This is a genomic window from Agarivorans sp. D1326 (assembly GCF_056958115.1).
Map to the genome: position 1 here is coordinate 128,046 of NZ_JBTWEN010000001.1, position 16,704 is coordinate 144,749.

13 protein-coding genes are annotated in these 16,704 nt (G+C 43.9%); 9 read left to right on the forward strand and 4 right to left on the reverse strand.

What is annotated here, in order from left to right; all coding sequences use genetic code 11:
- Window positions 1–178: 178 nt before the first annotated feature.
- Complete coding sequence (locus ACYFDN_RS00610) at window positions 179–781, reverse strand: hypothetical protein (protein WP_483509668.1); 603 nt, start codon at window positions 779–781, stop codon at window positions 179–181.
- 496 nt (window positions 782–1,277) lie between these two features.
- On the opposite strand from ACYFDN_RS00610, the gene ACYFDN_RS00615 reads away from it, so the two are divergent.
- From ACYFDN_RS00615 to ACYFDN_RS00630, 4 genes are all read left to right on the forward strand, one after another.
- Complete coding sequence (locus ACYFDN_RS00615) at window positions 1,278–1,532, forward strand: BufA1 family periplasmic bufferin-type metallophore (RefSeq protein ID WP_016401848.1); 255 nt, start codon at window positions 1,278–1,280, stop codon at window positions 1,530–1,532.
- A 70-nt stretch (window positions 1,533–1,602) separates the two neighbouring features.
- Entirely contained in the window at window positions 1,603–2,445 is an 843-nt protein-coding gene (bufB, locus tag ACYFDN_RS00620; RefSeq protein ID WP_016401849.1) for an MNIO family bufferin maturase, read from the forward strand.
- A complete protein-coding gene (locus ACYFDN_RS00625) occupies window positions 2,438–3,217 on the forward strand; it encodes an HvfC/BufC family peptide modification chaperone (RefSeq protein WP_483509669.1) in 780 nt (259 codons plus the stop codon). The genes bufB and ACYFDN_RS00625 overlap by 8 nt, the downstream gene beginning before the upstream one ends.
- The gene (locus tag ACYFDN_RS00630) at window positions 3,201–3,656 is read left to right on the forward strand and encodes a DoxX family protein (RefSeq protein WP_152780827.1); all 456 of its coding nucleotides are present in this window, start codon (window positions 3,201–3,203) and stop codon (window positions 3,654–3,656) included. The genes ACYFDN_RS00625 and ACYFDN_RS00630 overlap by 17 nt, the downstream gene beginning before the upstream one ends.
- Window positions 3,657–3,738: 82 nt before the next feature.
- Here the strand turns inward: ACYFDN_RS00630 and ACYFDN_RS00635 are convergent, their stop codons facing one another.
- Complete coding sequence (locus ACYFDN_RS00635; protein WP_016401852.1) at window positions 3,739–5,265, reverse strand: fumarate hydratase; 1,527 nt, start codon at window positions 5,263–5,265, stop codon at window positions 3,739–3,741.
- Window positions 5,266–5,471: 206 nt separating this feature from the next.
- On the opposite strand from ACYFDN_RS00635, the gene pabB reads away from it, so the two are divergent.
- The 5 genes from pabB (at window position 5,472) to ACYFDN_RS00660 (ending at window position 12,624) form a co-directional block, all read left to right on the forward strand.
- Window positions 5,472–6,842: an aminodeoxychorismate synthase component I gene (gene pabB / locus ACYFDN_RS00640; protein ID WP_483509670.1), complete on the forward strand. Its 1,371-nt coding sequence runs from the start codon at window positions 5,472–5,474 to the stop codon at window positions 6,840–6,842.
- Window positions 6,843–6,861: 19 nt separating this feature from the next.
- Window positions 6,862–7,434: a CoA pyrophosphatase gene (locus tag ACYFDN_RS00645; RefSeq protein WP_483509671.1), complete on the forward strand. Its 573-nt coding sequence runs from the start codon at window positions 6,862–6,864 to the stop codon at window positions 7,432–7,434.
- Window positions 7,435–7,500: 66 nt separating this feature from the next.
- Complete coding sequence (locus tag ACYFDN_RS00650; RefSeq protein WP_338626155.1) at window positions 7,501–8,859, forward strand: L-serine ammonia-lyase; 1,359 nt, start codon at window positions 7,501–7,503, stop codon at window positions 8,857–8,859.
- A 419-nt stretch (window positions 8,860–9,278) separates the two neighbouring features.
- On the forward strand, window positions 9,279–11,390 hold the full coding sequence (locus ACYFDN_RS00655; RefSeq protein ID WP_483509672.1) for a di-heme-cytochrome C peroxidase: 2,112 nt from the start codon (window positions 9,279–9,281) through the stop codon (window positions 11,388–11,390).
- Between the two features lies 1 nt (window position 11,391).
- Complete coding sequence (locus tag ACYFDN_RS00660; protein WP_483509673.1) at window positions 11,392–12,624, forward strand: catalase family protein; 1,233 nt, start codon at window positions 11,392–11,394, stop codon at window positions 12,622–12,624.
- Between the two features lie 52 nt (window positions 12,625–12,676).
- Here the strand turns inward: ACYFDN_RS00660 and ACYFDN_RS00665 are convergent, their stop codons facing one another.
- Both ACYFDN_RS00665 and ACYFDN_RS00670 read right to left on the reverse strand, forming a co-directional pair.
- The gene (locus ACYFDN_RS00665) at window positions 12,677–13,786 is read right to left on the reverse strand and encodes a DUF1835 domain-containing protein (RefSeq protein ID WP_483509674.1); all 1,110 of its coding nucleotides are present in this window, start codon (window positions 13,784–13,786) and stop codon (window positions 12,677–12,679) included.
- 61 nt (window positions 13,787–13,847) lie between these two features.
- Window positions 13,848–16,691 carry an ABC transporter substrate-binding protein gene (locus ACYFDN_RS00670; protein WP_483509675.1) on the reverse strand — a complete coding sequence of 948 codons (2,844 nt, stop codon included), beginning with the start codon at window positions 16,689–16,691 and terminating at the stop codon, window positions 13,848–13,850.
- Window positions 16,692–16,704 lie beyond the last annotated feature (13 nt).

A 16,704-nucleotide genomic window follows, 5' to 3' on the forward strand; every position in this document is an offset into this window, starting at 1 on the left:
TAGGTATAATTTGCGGGTGAAACTAAAAACGAGAACTGAGCTTGGATTTTTTTAAGAAAAAAATGAAGATTTTTGAAACTTTATCGAAAACGCTGGGTCTTAATCTATGCCACTGCAATTAAATACTTAAATTGAACGCCCAGCGCCCCCTGTAGCTGGGCTTTTTTTTGCCTGCAATTTACAGCGCGTCTTTAACACTTAAATAAGCAAATACACGATTTACCGCGTAATTCACACCTTCTGGTTTAATGGCTATTTGGCGGCGTCCCATTTCATCGGTTTCAACTTGGGCGAAGGCTTGCAAACTTACTTGCCACATTTTGTAATTAGACTGGGCGGTATACAAACTCATCATTAGGGTGGCACGTTGAAAGTCTTGGTTGCCGTCATCCGCCAATCCTGGCGATACCCCAAACAAAGTCATCAATTGCTCATCACTTAATTTTTGACTAGTAGGCAATGCAAACGCCATCCAGTAATCACAGCTATCATCAGCTTGAGATAAATAGTGGATACCTAAGTCTTCAAATTTTTGAGCAAAGGCTTCATGAAACGCATCATAAGCATGCACATCAGAGCGTTGGGGGTTTCGCAAGGCTTCTTCTAGTAATGGATGACCGCATACTGTTTGTTGCTTAAACACAGTAAAACCAGGCTCTGCACTCACAATAATAGTATCGCGATATTGTTGTTCTTTGCGCTGAGTTTGCTCTTCTTCAACTACCGTTGTGCAGGCGCTAGCCAATAGTGTCAAGGCGCTAGCCAAGATAAGCTGTTTCATAAATTCAACCTGTTAAAACAATGTATTGATATAATTAACTAATTTCTAGAAAAAAGCACGTAACTGTTACAAGCGCTGTTGTAGACAAGCCACATACCAAGAAGTTTCCTTAAGCTGATAACAATATGCTGCCTAGAGTTCGTTTAAAACGTAGCAGCATAATTTTCGACAGTAACGTAAGGACAAATCTTAGTTAGTTTTGGTAAGTATTTCGCTAGTGACTAGCGAGCTAATTTTACATAGCTGCAACCTAATCTTTCACTAAAAAAATAAAAAAAATAAATAACTTTTTTAAAGCTAACAAAATCAAGGCCTAAGCCTCGCCATGCCTAGCACTAACAAAAAGCCACTTAATATAAAATTGTAAAAACCTTTGCTCTATTGTTGATATTTTTTCACAACTCACGAAATTTTTTCTTTAGTAATGCGGTTTCCTTAGCTACAACTAAGTGAACAAGTTGTACTTAACACGACACAATTTGATAAAGGAAATATTATGAAAGGTTCAAACATTGCAATCGCTACAGCAGTAACTGGTTTAATCGCATTGGGTACTCTTACCGCCACTCCAGCTGTTGCTGCAGGTAAAGAGAAATGTTACGGCGTTGCCAAAGCGGGTAAAAATGACTGTGCTACCAAAAATAGCTCATGTGCTGGCACAGCGACAGCTGACAACCAATCAGACGCTTTTGTTGTATTACCAAAAGGCTTATGTGACAAACTAGCTGGTGGTAGCAAACAATCTAGCTAATTTGTAACTGCCGAACCAGCTAAACTTGGTTCGGCAGCCTCCCTACTCCCTCGCTTAAACGAACAACACTATGACAAAAAAACAATACGGGCTTGGTTTGCGCTCAGCTTATGCAGAACAGTTGCTAAACAAACACCAGCAATTGGATTGGCTAGAGATACACGCTGAGAACTACTTCAACCCTCACTCTTACGATTATCATCTACTTAAGCAAATCGCTGAGCACAGCCCTATTAGTGTGCACGGGGTTGGTTTGTCACTAGGGTCCTTCGATGCATTAAGCAAAACACATTTAGAGAAACTAAAAGCATTAATTGATGATGTTAATCCTTTTATCGTCTCTGAGCATTTAAGCTGGAGCAGCATTAACGGGCGTTTTTATAACGACCTACTGCCCCTACCTTACACGGAAGAGTGCTTACAGGTATTTATAGAACACGTTAACCAAGCACAAGATTTTTTGGGGCGACAACTGCTTATCGAAAATCCTTCGGCGTATTTGGCCTATCATGAAAGCCACATTCATGAGCCGGAGTTTTTGAACCGGTTGGTTGAAGCTACTGGCTGCGGTTTGCTGTTAGACATTAACAATGTCTATGTCAGCGGACATAACCTAGGTTGGGATAACCAAGAATACTTAGAGACACTAAATCTAGCGGCAGTTAAAGAGATCCACTTAGCGGGTTATACCGAAAAACAACTCGACAACAAAACAGTGCTTATTGATAGCCACAACCAAAAAGTTAGTGAGCCGGTATGGCAACTGTATCGCCAATTTCAGCAATACTATGCCAATAGCATCCCCACTCTTATTGAATGGGACAGCGATTTTCCATCCTTAGAGGTGCTCATTGAAGAAGTGGCACAAGCTAAACATATTGATCTTGCAATAAGCGAGGTGAACTGTGCTTAAACAACTACAGCAAGAGTTTTCTCGCTCACTAAATCAAACAGATACCAGCCTTGAATCTCGCTTAGCCAATATCGCATTAAGCGCTGAAGAGTCGATACAAATCTACCAAAATAACTATGTGCTAAGCCTTAGCGAAGCATTGAGTGCCAGTTACCCAACAGTGCAAAAGCTAGTGGGTGAAGAATACTTTAAGTTTGTCGCTAAAAACTTCATTTTACAGCATGGTCATAATCAAGGTGACCTCAACCTCTTTGGCTTAGGTTTTAATCAGTTCTTACAACAACAAGACGCACTATCTACACTACCCTATTTAGCAGATATCGCGCTGCTAGATTGGCAAATTGAACAGACGGCTGGCCAACCATTAACAAACCAGTTTTTTACTGTAGAAGTTATCCAATCGATACCAGCAGAGCAATTAGGTAATGCTGTGCTGCATTTAGCGCCTCATCAGTCTTTACTAGCCAGCCAATACCCTGTTTTTTCTATCTACCAAATGGTTCAAGCAAACCAAGTTGAAGCCATCGAGTTAGATGAACAAGATTTTGTACTATTTACTAAGCAAGCTGATTTTGAAGTTCAGCTAGAACAAATATCCCCGCTTAGTTATGCGTTTCTTAACCATTGCCAGCAACTACGTCCATTGGGTGAGTTGCCTCAACACTGTTTGGCAGAACTAGAAACCCTCCTTGGCGAATCTATTCAATTACAACGTTTATCCCATTTTAGTTTTGCATCAGAGATAGGAGAGTCAAATGATGCCACTTTATAATATCTACCTAAAAGCCGTAGAGATGATGCAGTTTCTGCTTATCCCTCTATTACTCACGTTTACTCGAATATGGGTAGCCATTGTATTTTTCCGCTCAGGTTATTTAAAACTTACCAGCTGGGATTCAACGCTTTATCTATTTGAACTTGAGTACCAAGTGCCAATTTTACCTTGGGAGCTAGCAGCCTATCTAGGAACTGCAGCCGAGCTAATTTTGCCGGTATTTCTGGTACTAGGCTTGTTTACCCGTATTTTTGCTTTGAAGTTGTTCTTGTTTAATATCATCGCTGTAGTGTCTTACCCAGTACTTTGGCCCGGTGGTTTTTACGACCACCAGCTATGGGGCTTAATGATATTAATTAATGTTATTTGGGGAGCGGGTCCATTTTCTGCCGATTACCTGTTAAACAAAAAAATGGCACAAAAAAAAGCGGCCTAAGCCGCTTTCATTAGGGTCTATTGATCTTCCGAGCTGATTATTGCAGCGATAAATCAACAGACCCTAAGCAAAACTAAATATATTACTTGCTTAGTTTTGCATCTAGTTCTTCAATTTTAGCCTTCCAAATTGCTGGTCCTTGCTGGTGAGCAGAGTTACCGTCAGCATCAACTGCTACAGTAACCGGCATATCTTCTACTTCAAACTCATAGATAGCTTCCATGCCTAAATCTTCGAAAGCCACTACTTTGGCATTCTTAATCGCTTTAGATACTAAGTAAGCAGCACCACCTACCGCCATTAAATAAACCGACTGATGTTTAGCAATAGAATCCACCGTTGCTGGGCCACGTTCCGCCTTACCAATCATGCCCATTAAACCCGTTTCTTCGAGCATCATGTCTGTGAACTTGTCCATACGAGTAGACGTTGTAGGACCCGCTGGACCAACTGCTTCATCTCGTACTGCGTCTACCGGACCTACGTAGTAAATAAATCGGCCGTTAAAATCTACGCCATTAGGGAATGGTTTACCCTGCTCTAGGTATTCTTTAATGCGCTTATGGGCAGCATCGCGACCAGTAAGGATTTTGCCGTTAAGCAATACCGTTTCACCCATTTTCCAGGTGGCTACTTCTTCTTTGGTCACTTTATTTACATCTACTCGGCGAACATTATCACCAACATCCCAAGTGATCTCTGGCCAGTCTTCAAGCTTAGGTGGCGTTAATACCGCTGGGCCACTGCCATCTAAATGAAAATGCGCGTGACGTGTAGCTGCACAATTGGGGATCATTACAACCGGTTTAGAAGCTGCGTGCGTTGGGCAAGATTTTACTTTTACATCAAGCACCGTGGTTAAACCGCCAAGGCCCTGAGCACCTATACCCAGTTTGTTAATGCCATCCATCAACTCTAAACGTAGTTCTTCGTCGGCATTTTCTGCGCCTTTAGCGATGAGGTCTTGAATATCAACCGGATCCATTAGCGATTCTTTGGCCATTACTGCAGCTTTTTCTGCAGTGCCGCCAATACCAATGCCTACCATGCCCGGTGGACACCAACCAGCACCCATTGTTGGTAAGGTTTTTAGAACCCACTCCGCAACAGAATCAGATGGATTTAGCATTACCATTTTAGATTTGTTTTCACTGCCGCCACCTTTGGCTGCAACCATAATCTCGACTTTGTCACCTGCTACTAAGTCTATGTGGACTACCGCGGGAGTATTGTCTTTGGTGTTTTTACGTGCCCCGTTAGGGTCAGCAACAATAGAAGCACGTAAAGGATTATCTGGGTTGGTATAAGCACGACGAACCCCTTCATCAACCATTTCTTGAACCGTGAGATCACTGTCCCATTGAACATTCATCCCTACTTTTACAAACGCAGTGATAATGCCGGTATCCTGACAGATAGGACGCAAACCTTGAGCACACATGCGTGAGTTAATTAAGATTTGGGCGATGGCATCTTTGGCAGCAATACTCTGTTCTTTTTCGTACGCTTCCGCCATTGCGGTGACAAAATCGAGGGGATGGTAGTAAGAAATGAATTGCAGCGATTCTGCGACACTGTCAATAAAGTCCTGTTTACGGATGATGGTCATAAAGTCTCCACGTTTCCTTATTATTGCCTTTTATTATCAACAACTTTTATCGGGGCTGTTGTTACGGCTGTTAGGGTTGTTGTCGTTATCCTTCAGCGCCTATGATACCCTTGCGTCACAAAGCCTGCTATAACCTAAAGCTAAGTTTTTACAATTTATCTACATCTTCAATTCTGAATAGTGAATGGTCACGCAAAACTACCTATATGATTGTTAGTAAAACTTTTTCTATTTCCCCAGTACAACTCTTTGAGCAACTAGCACAGCAAGACTGGTGTTGTTTTTTACAATCGGCTGCCGACTCTCACGAAAATAACCAGTTTGATATTTTAGTCGCCGATCCTATTGCCACTATTTCTTATAGCGATGACACGTCCAAAGTTAGGGTTGGCGAGCAGCACTACCAAAGCCAACAAGCACCCTTTGAGTTACTTGAGTCTTTGCGCAAGCAACTGTTCCCCGAAGAGCACGCTAGTACTTCAGTATTTCCTTTTGAAGGTGGCGCCTTAGGCTTGTGGTCCTATGATTTAGGAAGAAGCTTAGAAGTTTTACCAGAGCGCTTAGCCAAAGATTTAAGCACTCCCGATATGGCAGTAGGCTTTTATGATTGGGCACTTATTTTTGACCATCACGCAAAACGCACAACACTAATTCAATGGCATGAGATTGGCGACGACAAAGCTGCCCTTGAGCGTTTAAAGCAGCGTGAGCTTTGGCTAAGCATTCAAACAAGCCAAGAGTTACCTAAATTTGAACTAACCAGCGCCTGGCAAAGTAATATGAACCAAGCGGCCTACCATGGCAAATTTGAACAAGTACAAGAGTTTTTGTTGAGTGGTGATTGCTACCAAATCAATCTGGCGCAGCGTTTTAGTGCAAGCTACCAAGGAACAGAAGCCGAAGCTTACCAGCGCCTTATTGCAGCTAACCAAGCGCCTTTCTCCGCATTTATGCGATTACCCTGCAGTTGTATTCTTAGCGTTTCTCCAGAGCGCTTTATTAGCTTAAAAAATGGTGAAATAGAAACTAAACCAATTAAAGGTACGCGCCCAAGAAGTACGGATAAGCAGCGTGATCAACAACTGGCCGACGAGTTACTCAGTGCCGAGAAAGACCAAGCCGAAAACCTCATGATTGTTGACCTACTGCGTAACGATATTGGCCGGGTCGCGAGCCCTGGCTCAGTAGAAGTCCCCAAACTATTTGCCATCGAATCTTTCCCAGCGGTGCATCACTTGGTGAGCACAATCCGCGCAACACTTGCTCCGAACTACTCTGCAGAACAGTTATTAGCAGCTTGTTTTCCTGGAGGTTCGATAACCGGAGCCCCAAAAATTCGAGCGATGCAAATTATTGAGGAGCTTGAAGAGAGCCGCCGTAGCGCTTATTGTGGTGCTATTGGTTATATATCAAGTAGTGGTGATATGGATACCAATATCACCATTCGCACCTTAGTGTGCGAAAATCAAAAAATATACAGTTGGGCTGGTGGCGGTGTTGTCACAGATTCCAAAGTTGACGCCGAATATCAAGAAACCTTCGACAAATTAAGTCGAATTCTTCCGGTACTCGAATAACCTAAGTTGGAGAAAACCGTTGTCCCAAAAAGAAACCACACATTTTTTACAACGCTTTCTCCTGCAACTCGCTAAACAAGATTCGCCTCGCAGCGCTAAACATGCCGCGGCAGTACTGTTACCAATTATTGTTCAACCAGGGCAAGCAGAACAAATAGTGCTAACTCAACGCAGCGCCCATCTGCGCCACCACCCTTCACAAATAAGTTTACCTGGTGGCAAACACGATCCCGAAGACATTAACCTTAGCCACACTGCGCTTAGGGAAACCTACGAAGAGATTGGCATTCATCCCACTGCATTTACTATTCATGGTCAATTGCCAAAACAAACCACAGTAAGTAATTTTTCGGTACGCCCTTTTATAGCCACCACCAACCAAGCGTTGTCGTTTAAACTTAACTACGACGAAGTGGCTCAGGTAATGGTATTGCCACTACAGCCCTTTTTGCGACTAGATAATTACCACGGCTATGCCTTCAAACGCAGAGGAAAGCTCGAGGAAGTGTACTTTATAGAAGTAGAAAAACATGTGATATGGGGAGCCACCGCTAAAATATTGCGTGATTTCGCTTCTCATTGTTGCAGATAACTAAATATACTTATAATCTCAGAATTAACAACTTAGTGGCTTAAGCAGCTTTAGCTAGGATTAAACATGGTAAGTATATTTGACCTATTCTCAATAGGTATTGGGCCTTCCAGCTCTCACACAGTTGGGCCAATGAAAGCAGCTAAGCTGTTTGCAGAGCGTTTAGACAGCAACGCTGAGCTAAATCGAGTTGATCACATTAAAGTAGAACTGTTTGGTTCATTAGGTGCAACAGGCAAAGGCCATGGCACAGGCAAGGCCGTTATTTTGGGCTTGTTGGGTGAGTCGCCCGAGTTAGTGGATGTTGATACCGTTGATCAGGTGCTGCTAAAGGTTGAGCAAACCGAAGAGTTGTCGCTGTTAGCTAAGAAGACCATTAACTTCGCTAAAACAGGTGCCATTGTATTTCATCGTCGTAAGCAGCTACCAGCCCACAGCAATGCCTTAAGTTTTCATGCCTACCTAGACAATGGCAAAAGCATCTCGGCCACCTATTACTCTATAGGCGGCGGTTACATTGTCGAAGAAGGCCAAGAAAACGATACGTCGAGTCACAATTACCCCTATCCCTTCGAGAACGCCGAGAGCTTATTACAACGCTGCAAAGAGAGCGGCAAAAGCATTGCGGCCGTGGTCTCGGCTAATGAGCAAGTTCACTGTTCCACCCGAACCATTAGCCAATACACCCAACAAATTTGGCTTACAATGCAAGCATGTGTAAAACGCGGCATTAGTGAAGAAGGCATATTACCGGGCGGCTTAAAACTGGCTAGACGGGCACCAACTTTAAATCGGCAGTTGGCTTCGCAGCGAAACTTGAGCTCTGATCCATTAAATGTGATGGATTGGGTTAACCTATATGCATTAGCGGTTAGTGAAGAAAATGCTGGCGGTGGCCGAGTAGTTACCGCACCAACCAACGGCGCCGCAGGTATTATCCCAGCGGTATTGCACTACTACCACAATCACGTTCAAGAGCTTGATCAAGATTCAATCAATCAGTTTTTTCTAACCGCTACTGCCATTGGCTCTTTATACAAAACCAACGCGTCTATATCTGGTGCTGAGGTTGGCTGCCAAGGCGAAGTGGGCGTAGCCTGCTCGATGGCTGCAGCAGGCTTGGTGGCAATATTTGGTGGTAACCCCGAACAAATTGAAAACGCCGCTGAAATTGGCATAGAGCACAACCTTGGCTTGACCTGCGATCCGATCGGCGGTTTGGTGCAAGTTCCGTGCATTGAACGTAATGCCATGGGCGCGCTTAAAGCGATAAATGCCGCACGATTGGCATTAAGAGGCAGTGGTGAGCACAAAGTTTCTTTAGATAAAGCCATCAAAACCATGTGGGAAACTGGCTGCGATATGAAGAGCAAATATAAAGAAACTGCTCGTGGTGGCTTAGCAGTAAACATTATCGAATGTTAATTCACAGCTAAGTGTAAATATGCTGTTATTAGGGGCTGTTTATCTTTCGCGGTTAAATTTTGTTCGCGATAAAATCGCTTTAGGCGCGGCAAAGAGTGTGTAGCCTAGCATTCTAGGTAAACACACCTTAACAAAGCATAAAGCGATTTTAGCCGAACCCTTTGGGCAGCCTCTGTGGCTTATTTCTACTGCGTTCTCAGCTTCTCATGTAGGCTCGCTACACATCAAAGCTTCTGCCTTGTATAAATCAGCCACAAACTGCTGCAAAAATCAGCTCGAAAGATATACAGCCCCTAGATCTATCTCTTTGTTTTAGTAATAGTTAAGTGCAATCCACTTAAAATACCTATAACATTTAACCAACATTTACGGCCTGCACGACGCAGGCCGCTTGCATTCTTACAAATGGATTTGAAACTATGCTAAAACAGCTCCTGTCTGGGCTACTTTTGCTCGTCTTAAAAATCGTCTTACTGCCTTTTAAGCTAATTATTAAGGCCACCACCCGCTTGTTAAACTGGATTTTGGGTTTAGTAAAAGCAATTTGGCAGGTTTGGCTAGCATTAGGACCACGTTGGTTACGCTATTCTTTTCTCGGCATTGCCTTGATCACAGCTGGATATTTAGGGCTAAAAGCTTTCCTCAAACCTAACCTAACCATAGAGACAGTGAATCAAGTTCACTACCTCAACAAAGGTTGGACCGACGAGCAACGGGAGCGTTTTTACTTTACCCCGCAAGGTACCGAGCTATTAGGGCTAGAGTATGATTGGTTTATCAACCTCGAGCTGCCGCTTTCCAAAGATTTATTAACCAGCCCCGACAATATGCGCGGCTGGGGCTTTATTGTAACCCCTGGCCAGCAGCCTACCACCTTAAACCCTGGCAACCTTCCAGTAGGTTTAGGTCGGCACATTGACCCTAAATCCGGTAAGGAGCGCTTAGATCTTACCTGTGCCATGTGTCATACCGGTGAGCTTCACTACCAAGGTAACGCGCTGCGCATCGATGGTGGTCAGGCAGTGCAAAGCATTTCTAACGCCAAACGTGGCGAGTTTATTACTACCCTCGCCGCCTCTGTAGTCGCAACCCTCATTAATCCAAGTAAATGGAGCCGTTTTGCTGACCGCGTTGCAGGACAAGATCCTGCACAGCGTAAGCAACTACGCAAGCAAATTTGGGGCTTCTTGGGTAATATTAAGCAATTTGTATCGGGCGCTGGTGCTCCTAAACTCTACCCTGTTGAAGAAGGCCGCGGCCGAACAGACGCAGTAGGCCGAATAGCCAATGTGGTATTTGGCTACGATCTCGACGAACCCGCTAACTATCGTGTCGCTAATGCACCCGTGAGCTATCCCTTCCTTTGGGATATATGGCGTTTTGATTGGGTGCAATACACTGGTTTTACCAACCAAGCAATGGCTCGGAATGTGGGCGAAAGCCTAGGCGTATTAGCGCCAATCAAACTAGTGAATGATGAAGGTGAATTATTAACTAGCGAAGAGTTTGGTGAATCAGTTATTGATTTAGCCGGCATGCACTGCGTTGAAGGCACCTTACGCTCACTAGAGCCGCCGCGTTGGCCAGAAGCTATTCTAGGAAACATTGATACCCAGCTTGCCACCCAAGGTAAAGACTTATTCCTAGACCAATGTCAGGCTTGTCATGGACCGCATAAAGTCCAACCCTACCAATGGAAAGTAGCCAGCAAACCTGGCGAAAATCCAGACAAGCAAATAGATGTAAACTGGCAATGGGATATGGACGGAGACATTACTTTTGTTGGCCAACAAGCGGTACGCGAAGATTGGCGCGAGGTAATTTGGGCAATGCCTTGGGTTAAAACCTCGGTGATCGGCACTGACTCTACTGCTGCAGATAACTACATGGATCACCGCTACGATGGTAGCAAAATTATTCCAGGCTCGGCCCCGGTAAATGCAGGCGATGGCTTACAAATACTGCTTAATCGTTTAGTGCCAAAGCTTTATCAAGACAACAACATCGATAAAGCCTTGATTGCTGACTACGATGGTTTAAATGTACCTTTTAGAATCGCCAATATGCGTGCTTATAAACCGCGCCCATTACATGGAGTGTGGGCTACCCCACCATTTTTGCATAATGGTTCAGTGCCTACTTTGTATCACCTGTTATCGCCACTTCGCGAGCGACCAAAGCAATTTTATATTGGTAATCGTGAGTACAACCCAGACCATCTAGGTTTTATTACCGAACAACGCCCAGGTAGTTTTAAACACGATACCAATATTAAGGGCAACGGTAACCAAGGGCACCTATTCACTGATGTTGATATGCCGGGCCGAATCGGTCGTTTGCTTAGCATGCAGGAGCGTGCCGCTTTATTAGAATACTTGAAAGTAATGGGCAACCCAGAATTTAGCGACAAGCTTGGTGGAGACCCACTTGATTGGTCTAAATACACTCAAGCGCCACAGTTTGGCTCTGAACAGCAAGCTTGTTTAGACAGCTTTAACGCCGCGAAAAACAATCCAGCAAAGGTGCACTAAGATGAAAAAACTATTTACTAAATCACCTTTAGCCCTTTGTTTGCTTGGTTTAAGTTTTAATGCTGCTAATGCTAACGACTTATATAAAGAAATGGGCATTACCAAGCCAGAGCAAGAAGCCATTATGTCGGCGATTAACTCGGCGCGCGAAATATCTAAACGTGCAGAGCAATATAACGGCTTGCCTTATAGACGGGACGCGCATGCCAAAGCAACCGGTTGTGCTAGAGCTACCTTCTCGGTAAATCCGGACATTCCAGAGCGTTTTAAAGCTGGGCTGTTTGCGCAAGAAAATCAGCAATATAAAGCTTGGATCCGTTTCTCCAATGGCGACATGCTAGTACAAGCTGATAGTAAAGGCGACGCGCGAGGAATGGCGGTAAAAGTAATGAACGTACCAGGTAAAGCCATTGCCCCCGAACTCGGAGAGAGTCATAACCAAGATTTCATTATGACCAATACGCCGGCATTTTTTAACCGCAACATTTTTGATTACGCAGACGACATGACTTACTTGGCGAAGTTTCAACGCACCAAGTGGTTTATTAGCTTGTTTCCACCACGTTTGCACCCCAAACAGTTTTATCGGGCGATTCAAACCGTCTCATCGGTTATCAATACGCCACTTGAAGCACAGTATTTTTCTATGCTGCCCTACCGTTTAGGCAACAGCACCATTAAGTTTTCTACTAAACCTTGTGCCGGAATGACCTTCCCTAGCAAGGTAGATAAATCAGATCCTGATTATTTAAGCAATCAATTAGAAACTCAATTAGCAAACGGCGGAGCATGTTTTGAGTTTATGGTACAAGAAAAACTGCCGGGCTATTACATGCCGGTAGACGATGCTACCGCTATTTGGTCTGAGCAAGCCTCGCCATTCATTAGCATTGCAACGATTAACATTCCTCCGCAGCATTTATATAGCGAGCAGCAACAGCAGTTTTGTGAAAATATATCGATGAATCCGTGGCGAGCAGTAGAAGGCTGGGAACCCTTAAGCAGCTTAAACAAAGCCCGACGTGTTGTTTATCAAGCGGTATCTAAATATCGTCATCAGCAAAACAAAGCAGCAACGCCAGAACCCAACTCATGGTGCTTAGCTAGCGAAGGAGAAGTTTGCGACCCTAACCAGGGTTTAGTTGTGAGCAAACCCTCTTGGCCATTGCCCCGCTGTTTTGATGGTTACGCTAAACCCATTGATGGTGAAAGGTTAAACAGCAACTGTAAATAAAACTAAAAACCACGCTAAGCGTGGTTTTTTATTGCCGCTCTTTGCCTCGCTATTACTGCATCACTATCTGGCCTTGCTTGTGGTCCCAGCACCAGTAATTATCTTGGCTGATGTTAACTCCACCTCGCCAAAAACTTAGCTGAGAAGAAAGCTCTTTTACTATTGTGCCCTCAAGCGCGTAAAGCCCAGCATCGGTGATAGTGTAACTAGCATCCATGCTCCAGTGTTTGTCATCCTTGTTGTCAATTTTTACACAAGGTGGAGTTAAATGAGACAAACAGTAAAGCTCTTTGCTTAACCAAGCATCCCCAAGAAAAGGCGCATCTTCTAAGGTTTGCAAGTTCACAAATAGTCGCCCTAGTTTTATCTCAGAGTCTTCCATAATTTGTTGATAACGCTGATCCGCGACTAACTCTGCTTCATCCTGATATTTAGCTTGCTGACAAAGATTGCTTCGCAAAATAGGTAACTCTTGCATTGGTTTAGCCAAAGACTCAAGAATGCGTAATTGTGTAAGGCTTAGCCCCTTATCAAGCCAAGGATACTCTTGGGCAAAACGCAGCAAAGCATTCGCCATAAATGGTAGTGGTGATAAAGGTTCTAGGAGTAAATGATTGAGTTGCTCAGGCGTGTTGGCTGCAAGTGCTTGCCATACCCTTTTGCCTAATTCTAATTGCTCAACACTAAGCGTTTGTCTATTTGGATAAAGTGCTTCAAGCTGGCTAATCGAAAGGTTTCCTAGGCCATGGAAATAATCAAGATCTGGATGCTCACCAATACAAATAATTCGAAATTGCTCGGTAAGTTGGGGATTTTTAGCTAAATGAAATAAACATTCCGCTAACTGCAATTGATCATAGAGATCGTGTTCAAACCACAACACAATCTCTTTATACTGGCTTAGCTTTTCTAAAACAGCTTGGCGCTGAACAAAATCATCCAAGATCTGCTGTTCACTAATATCCATTGTAGGCAAAGGGCTGGGCAAACTTATTGTTTCATGAATGAAACTAGCTCGAGCTTTTAGATAAGCTTGCCCTTCTGCAGCCACAATTGGCCCATCATGCAATACGTCTCGCCAACACAGTATCTCACCCTGGACAATACTTGATTGCTTAAGCATGTCTCCCACGCTATCGCCGTTGGTAATGTGTAATTGCATCGGCTGTTCCCTCGTTGAGTTTGCCCCAGCTTAACAAACTTCTATAAAGGAACAAACGCCACTATGCATCATTAAGTAACGGGGTTTCCAACTCTGGTTCTATTACCACAAGTTCCTGCTTAATTTCAGCATCTAAACGCCAAATAGCTTGCCAAACTAAATCGGTAGTTGTAGCGGTATCATCTACCCCATGCACCAGCTTTATTTGATAATCCACATTGTCAGAGCCTATGCTAGCTACATCAATATAAACCCGATTAACGGCGTCAATAGCCATAAGGGCGGCTTCTATCCGCGGGATCACCTGCAAGGGTTCTAACTGTTTATTTACTGAGGCAGAAAAACCACCTGTCACAATCTGTCCACTGCTACTCACATTGTTTAAATTGGCGTTTGCCAAAGTATTGTTAGGGATAGAATAGAGTGTATTGTCAGCCGTTTTTACCTTGGTTGTGCGCCAGTTCATGTCGATCACTTCGCCTACAATTGGCCCGCCATAGCCACCTAGGCTAATCCAATCTCCAAGCTTAAACGGCTTCTCCAAGCTAATAGCAATGCCCGAGAAAATATTCACAAGGTTTGATTGCAAGGCCAAGCCTAGGATCATTGCCACTAAGCCAGACGTTGCTAATAAGCTGGTTAGCTCTCGTTGGTATACAAAAGAGAGAATCGCAAATATCGCTCCAATGTAGGCCAAACCTCGGGTTAAGTGGCGCATAATTCGTGGAACTTGGCGGCCACTGCGCTTTTCTATGGGGTCCCAAAGCAGTACATCGATTAACAAAGCTAAGGTCGAGGCCAACAGTAGCCACCACAATACGTCGAAACAATTGCTAGCAAACAGCTGATTAGTATTAGGATAAGTTTGCGCTAACCAATCTAAAAACAAGGGCTCAGCGGAAGCTATAAACAAGGCGTATAAAAGCTTGTTCCCTAAGCCATAAGCTCTAGATAGCTGACCCAGTATCTTAAAGTCTAAAACCAATGCGTAAAGTAACCACGCCAATACACTGCTATAAAAGATTATCTGCTGCCACTGTGCAGGAATACGCCCCCTTAGGCTTAATACATTTTCTTGTACCGGCGTTAGAGAATTAAACCGAGAGAACTCCACGGCTTGTCTGTCTGAATGTAAATACTTGGGATCACCTAAACTGCGTTTACGTAAGGTATCTTGAAAAGACAAAGTGCTGCCTTGGCGCCACTGGCTGGTGTCAAATTGAACCTTGTGCTGGTTGGCTTGGTTTTTATGTAGGCTGGTTTGGCCGAGCCCAACAATATCTGATACATAAATAAGCTCACTTCTTGGCAGCGTAGTATGCCTAAAACTTACGCCCAGTTGGTATTCTCCAAAGGCTGCTCTACCGGGTTTTGCATCTGCGAGAAAAGTGCCTTCAACCTGATAAAGCTGGTAAGTACTTTGGCTTGTAAAATTAGACTCTATTGGTTGTTGTAAGCCCAAATCACCTACCGAGTTTAAAAACACGATGTCTTCGGCTTTTACCCCAGGCGTGCTTCTAAACCAAAGCTTAAATTTAGCTTTGAAGGTCATATCTATGGTGGAAAACTCACTAATGTTTTGCATTTCAATGCCGGTATACACCACATCAGTTCGGCGCACCGCAAGATTTTCGTCATTAACATCCTGCAGCTGGATCGGCGCAGAAACAAAAGCCCCACCACTAAACAAGCCCACTTGCATAGGGCGTAATACGTTGCCTTGTGAATCAAAATACAAAGAGTGGGTTAAACCCTGAACAGCATTATTGGGTGAATCAAAACCAGTTAAGTGATTTTTTATCGCTGCTCTTTGGCTAGCTATATTAAGCTGGCTAAAGTCATCGTCTCCGCCTGCTTCACCGCTTGCTGCATCTATTGCGGCCGATACGATAGTTGCCGCATCATAGTATGCGGCCGAAACACCACTTGGCTCATAACCAAAACCTTTATGAAAGCTTTGATAAAAAAGTTGAGTTGATTCACTGGCTACATCAAATAAGATAGGGCTAACGGCGAACACCCCATTAGTATAATAACCAGACACTTCTCTCTCTTGGCTTCGATGTTTAAAGCGCTCGGGAAAACTCTGCTTACCAATAGAAGAACTGCCAATAAACAGCCAATTTGGATGTTGCTGCTTTAAGTGGCTAACTAGCGTTTCACCTTCTACATCATGCACCGCTAAGAACACTGCTCCGGTGTGGCCAAACTCACTAATTTTTTGGCTTATTAGCTCCGCTTGTTTAGCGATGTCTCTTTTTAAATCCACCCCTAAACTCAGCGTTTGAATCGCTAGCAGTTCAGCTCTATTAAGAAAGGAATCTGCTAACGACTCGCCAAATTTATCTTGGCTATAGATTAATACCGCTTTGCCTTTAGCTAAGCTTGCAACGTAGTCGGCAACAAACTTACCTTGTAAATGGTTATCTGGAATAACCCTAAAAGCCCAGTCATTATTCTGGGTGATCTCAGTTGCAGTGGCTGAGCCCCCAACCATGGGCAAACCAGCACGTTGGTAAATACTGGCGGCCTTAATCGAGGTAGCCGATGCTCGGTGCCCTAATACGGCAACTACATTGTTAGTTGCAGCTAACTGCTTCGCAATTAGCTGTGCTTTGCTTTTGTCATTTGCATCATCGTATTGCTGAACAACAATGGCTACTTGGTTATCTTGCCGCTGGCTATTATGGAGATCAGCATAAAGTTGAGCACCGTGAACCATTGATAAACCTTTGTCGGCTTCATTACCCGACATTGGCCCAACCACCGCCAGTATTACACTATTTGTTCCACTGTCGCTTATCCACCGCTGCAAGTGCTCATAACTAGTAACTAAGGCGCTTGCGACAACACATAAACAAGCAAGCGCAAGTATGCGTCTACGTAAATTCCATCTAATAGCCAAAACAGTCTTCCTT

Coding starts and splice junctions, on each gene's coding strand:
- ACYFDN_RS00610 (WP_483509668.1), bottom strand. CDS start 781: ATGAAACAGCTTATCTTGGCTAGCGCCTTGACACTATTGGCTAGCGCC.
- ACYFDN_RS00615 (WP_016401848.1), top strand. CDS start 1,278: ATGAAAGGTTCAAACATTGCAATCGCTACAGCAGTAACTGGTTTAATC.
- bufB (WP_016401849.1), top strand. CDS start 1,603: ATGACAAAAAAACAATACGGGCTTGGTTTGCGCTCAGCTTATGCAGAA.
- ACYFDN_RS00630 (WP_152780827.1), top strand. CDS start 3,201: ATGATGCCACTTTATAATATCTACCTAAAAGCCGTAGAGATGATGCAG.
- ACYFDN_RS00635 (WP_016401852.1), bottom strand. CDS start 5,265: ATGACCATCATCCGTAAACAGGACTTTATTGACAGTGTCGCAGAATCG.
- pabB (WP_483509670.1), top strand. CDS start 5,472: ATGATTGTTAGTAAAACTTTTTCTATTTCCCCAGTACAACTCTTTGAG.
- ACYFDN_RS00650 (WP_338626155.1), top strand. CDS start 7,501: ATGGTAAGTATATTTGACCTATTCTCAATAGGTATTGGGCCTTCCAGC.
- ACYFDN_RS00655 (WP_483509672.1), top strand. CDS start 9,279: ATGCTAAAACAGCTCCTGTCTGGGCTACTTTTGCTCGTCTTAAAAATC.
- ACYFDN_RS00660 (WP_483509673.1), top strand. CDS start 11,392: ATGAAAAAACTATTTACTAAATCACCTTTAGCCCTTTGTTTGCTTGGT.
- ACYFDN_RS00665 (WP_483509674.1), bottom strand. CDS start 13,786: ATGCAATTACACATTACCAACGGCGATAGCGTGGGAGACATGCTTAAG.